This is a genomic window from Streptomyces sp. ICN903 (genome assembly GCF_022015835.1).
GTDB classification, from domain to species: domain Bacteria; phylum Actinomycetota; class Actinomycetes; order Streptomycetales; family Streptomycetaceae; genus Streptomyces; species Streptomyces fenghuangensis.
On sequence record NZ_JAKMAY010000426.1, the window covers coordinates 1 to 3,860 of the forward strand.

The 3,860-nt window shown below is 74.4% G+C and carries 4 protein-coding genes and 1 pseudogene; 3 read left to right on the forward strand and 2 right to left on the reverse strand.

Annotated features, from left to right (window positions below; all coding sequences use genetic code 11):
- Positions 1-225: 225 nt before the first annotated feature.
- Positions 226-1,251, reverse strand: coding sequence for a LacI family DNA-binding transcriptional regulator (locus L7D48_RS27085; protein WP_237883466.1), 1,026 nt, complete (start codon positions 1,249-1,251; stop codon positions 226-228).
- A 23-nt stretch (positions 1,252-1,274) separates the two neighbouring features.
- The gene (locus tag L7D48_RS27090) at positions 1,275-2,099 is read right to left on the reverse strand and encodes a response regulator transcription factor (RefSeq protein ID WP_237883468.1); all 825 of its coding nucleotides are present in this window, start codon (positions 2,097-2,099) and stop codon (positions 1,275-1,277) included.
- A 128-nt stretch (positions 2,100-2,227) separates the two neighbouring features.
- Here L7D48_RS27090 and L7D48_RS27095 point away from each other — a divergent pair, with 128 nt between their 5' ends.
- The 3 genes and pseudogenes from L7D48_RS27095 to L7D48_RS27105 form a co-directional block, all read left to right on the forward strand.
- Positions 2,228-3,274 (forward strand): alpha/beta hydrolase, encoded by a 1,047-nt coding sequence (locus L7D48_RS27095; protein WP_374493945.1) that lies wholly within the window; start codon positions 2,228-2,230, stop codon positions 3,272-3,274.
- A 12-nt stretch (positions 3,275-3,286) separates the two neighbouring features.
- Positions 3,287-3,553, forward strand: a complete 267-nt coding sequence (locus L7D48_RS27100) for a MoaD/ThiS family protein (RefSeq protein WP_101256638.1) — start codon at positions 3,287-3,289, stop codon at positions 3,551-3,553.
- Positions 3,550-3,860: pseudogene (locus tag L7D48_RS27105) on the forward strand (hypothetical protein); the annotation flags it as partial. The gene L7D48_RS27100 and the pseudogene L7D48_RS27105, both read left to right, overlap by 4 nt.

A 3,860-nucleotide genomic window follows, 5' to 3' on the forward strand; every position in this document is an offset into this window, starting at 1 on the left:
CTCGGGGGCGGTGTTCAAAGCGGAGGGCTCGTACGGCGGGCGGGGCGGATACGCGCGGTTCGTCTCGTGGTCGCTCATACACACAACCGTGCGCGCCCGGAATGAGAACTTCATGAGGGCGGGCTGAAACCCGGGGAAGAACCGCACCAGGCGCCCCGGGCTTCCCCCGGCCGGGCTCCGGCCGGAACCCGGCGGGAGCCCCGCCCGGTCCCGTCGAGCCTCCCGTCAGCCGCCGCAGCCGCAGGAGCGGCGCACCACCAGCCCCGTCGGGAACTGGCGCACGCGCTCGCGCCGCGAGCCCGTCGCGCGCACCCCGTCGTCCAGCACCAGGTCGACCGCCGCGCGGGCCATCGCCTCGCGGTCCGAGCCCACCGTGGTCAGCGGCGGGTCGGTCAGCGCCGCCTCCTTGACGTCGTCGAACCCGGCCACCGCCAGTTCGCCGGGCACGTCCAGACCCAGCTCGCGGGCGGCGCGCAGCACGCCGATGGCCTGGTCGTCGGTGGCGCACACCAGCGCGGGCGGGCGGTCGGGGCCGGCCAGCAGGTCGAGGGCGACGCGGTAGGTGTCGTAGCGGTTGTAGGGGGCCTGGAAGAGGCGGCCGTCGGTGGAGCGGCCGGCCTCCTTCATCGCCCGGCGCCAGCCCTCGACGTGGTCGGTGACCGGGTCGCCGTAGGCGGGGGTGGACTCCACGCCGCCCAGGCAGGCCACGTATTCGTGGCCGTGCTCCAGCAGGTGCCGGGTGACCATCTGGGCGCCGCCGACGTCGTCGAGGACGACGGCCACGTCGTCGATCGCCTCGGGCCGCCGGTGCAGCAGCACCACGCGCGCGTCCCACGCCTCTATCTCGGCGGCGGCGCGCTCGCTGGGGCCCTGGCTGATCAGGATCAGGCCCGAGACGCGCATGCCGAGGAAGGCCCGCAGATAGTGCACCTCGCGCTCGTCGAGGTAGTCGGAGTTGCCGACGAGCACCATCTTCCCGCGGTCGGCGGCGGCCTGTTCGACCGCGTGCGCCATCTCCGCGAAGAACGGCTGCCGGGCGTCGGGGACGATCAGCCCTATCAGGTCGGTGCGCCGCGACGCCATCGCCTGCGCGACCCGGTCCGGCCGGTACCCCAGCTCCTTGATCGCGGCGAGCACGCGCTCGCGGGTCGCCGGCGCGACCGGCCGCGGCCCATCGTTTATCACATAACTGACGACCGCGGTCGACGTACCCGCCAGTCTCGCCACATCGTCCCGCGTCACCTTCGCCACAGCGGAAGTCTACGCGCGCCGACTCAGTTCCCTCCCCGGCGAGCGGCGGTCTTCCGCCCGCTCCCGGCCGCCTCCCCGCCGACGCCGTTCGCCGCGTCCTGCGCCATCCTCTCGGCGGCGTCCACGGTCGCCCTCGCGTCCTTGCGCGCCTTGCGCTCCTCGGGGGTCGGCTCCTTCTTCTCCGGCAGCACGAAGCGGTAGCCGACGTTGCGCACGGTCCCGATCAGCGACTCGTGCTCCGGGCCGAGCTTGGCGCGCAGCCGCCGTACGTGGACGTCGACGGTCCGGGTGCCGCCGAAGTAGTCGTAGCCCCACACCTCCTGGAGGAGCTGCGCCCTGGTGAACACCCGGCCGGGGTGCTGCGCCAGGTACTTCAGCAGCTCGAACTCCTTGAAGGTCAGGTCCAGTACGCGCCCCTTGAGCTTGGCGCTGTAGGTGGCCTCGTCCACCGACAGGTCCCCGGTGCGGATCTCCGCCGGGCCGTCCTCGCCGGAGATCTGCCGCCGCCCGGTGGCCAGCCTCAGCCGGGCCTCGACCTCGGCCGGGCCGGCGGTGTCCAGCAGTACGTCGTCCACGCCCCACTCCGCGGTGACGGCCGCGAGGCCGCCCTCGGTGACCACCAGGATCAGCGGGCAGCCCGGCCCCGTGGAGCGCAGCAGCTGGCACAGGGAGCGCACCTGCGGCAGGTCGCGGCGGCCGTCGATCAGGACGACGTCGGCGCCGGGGGTGTCCACCAGCGCCGGGCCCTCGGCCGGGGCCACACGGACGTTGTGCAGCAGCAGGCCGAGCGCGGGCAGGACTTCGGTGGAGGGCTGGAGGGCGTTGGTCAGCAGGAGTAGTGAGCTCATGACGTCGAGTCCTTCCCCGGCCCCGTGGTGGGGCGTGTGGCGGCACTGCTTCGTACTGCGCTCCGAAAGCACGAAAGGACCCGGGGGCGGCGCTGCCCGGATCCTTCTCGTCATCGACAATATCCCACATGAGCGAGGACGCGGAGGGGACGGAAGGGCTTTCCCGTGGCGGGCCGGTCACCGAGGGTGTCCGGGACACGGGTCGGCGGACGCCTTCGCGCACGCTCCTTCGGGCACGGCTGCGGACGGACGACGGGGTGGGCATAGACGCCTGCTACCAGCCGCGCGAGGGGGGTTCCGGCGACCGGGACGAGGGCGTGCGGCAGGCCGCCGGACGGGACCTGGCGATCGTCGTCGCGCACGGCTTCACCGGTTCGCTGGAGCGGCCCGCGGTGCGACGAGTGTCACAGGTCTTCGCCCGGCATGCGGACGTGGTCACGTTCTCCTTCCGCGGGCACGGCCGCTCCGGCGGGCGCTCCACGGTCGGCGACCGGGAGGTGCTCGACCTCGCCGCGGCGGTGCGCTGGGCGCGTTCGCTGGGGCACTCGGCGGTGGCGACGGCGGGCTTCTCGATGGGCGGCTCGGTGGTGCTGCGGCACGCGGCGCTCCACCGGGCGGAGCCGGCCGGGGCGGCGTACGGTGCCGGTGACGCCGACGGGACCGGCACCGACGGGACCGGACCGGCCGCCGGGACCGGTGCCGGTGACGCTGCGCACAGGATGCACCGGGGGCGCACAGGTGCACACACCGACGCGGTCGTCGCCGTGAGCGCCCCCGCCCGCTGGTACTACCGGGGCACCCCGGCCATGCGGCGGGTCCACTGGGCGATCCAGCACCCCGCCGGGCGCCTGGTCTCCCGCTACGGGCTGCGTACCCGTATCCACCACCAGGACTGGGATCCGGTGCCGCTGTCGCCGGTGGAGGCCGCACCGCTGATCGCCCCGACCCCGCTGCTGGTGGTGCACGGCGACCGGGACGCCTACTTTCCGCTGGACCACCCGTACTCGCTGCTCGACGCCGCCGACCCGGCGTGCACGGAGCTGTGGATCGAGCGCGGCTTCGGACACGCCGAGAACGCCGCGCCCCCGGAGCTGCTGGAGCGGATCGCCGCCTGGGCGACGGCGCGGACCGGGCGGGCGCCGCGCCATCATGGTGGCGGCACGACGGACGGCTGAGAGGGACACACCATGCCGAGCGGCATGATCCGCTACTGGGCCGCGGCCAAGGCCGCCGCCGGGATCACCGAGGAGAGATACGAGGCCCACACGCTGGCCGAGGCGCTGGCCGAGGCGCGCCGGCGGCACGCCGGCCGGCCGGACTTCGACCGGGTGCTGGGCCTGTGCTCCTTCCTGGTGGACGGCGAGCCGGTCGGCAAGCGCGACCACCATCTCGTCCGACTGACCGAGGGCGGCACCGTCGAGGTGCTTCCCCCCTTTGCGGGAGGCTCCCGATGACCGACCAGCAGTACCCGCCCGGGCAGCCGTACGGCTCACAGCCCGGCCCCTACGGCCATGAGTACGACCGCGAGCACGACCACGGCCGCGGCCCTTCGGGCCCCACGGGCCCCGTGTACGGCGGGTACGACGCGTACGGCGGGCACGGCGGACAGGAGGCGTACGCGGAGCACGGCGGGCAGGACCGGTACGGCCGGTACCGGCAGCACGAGCAGTACCAGCAGTACGACCAGCACGGCCGGTACGCCGCCCCGGGCCAGGAGCCGTACGGCGCTCCCGCTCCGCCCCACCACCCCGGCCCCGGGCC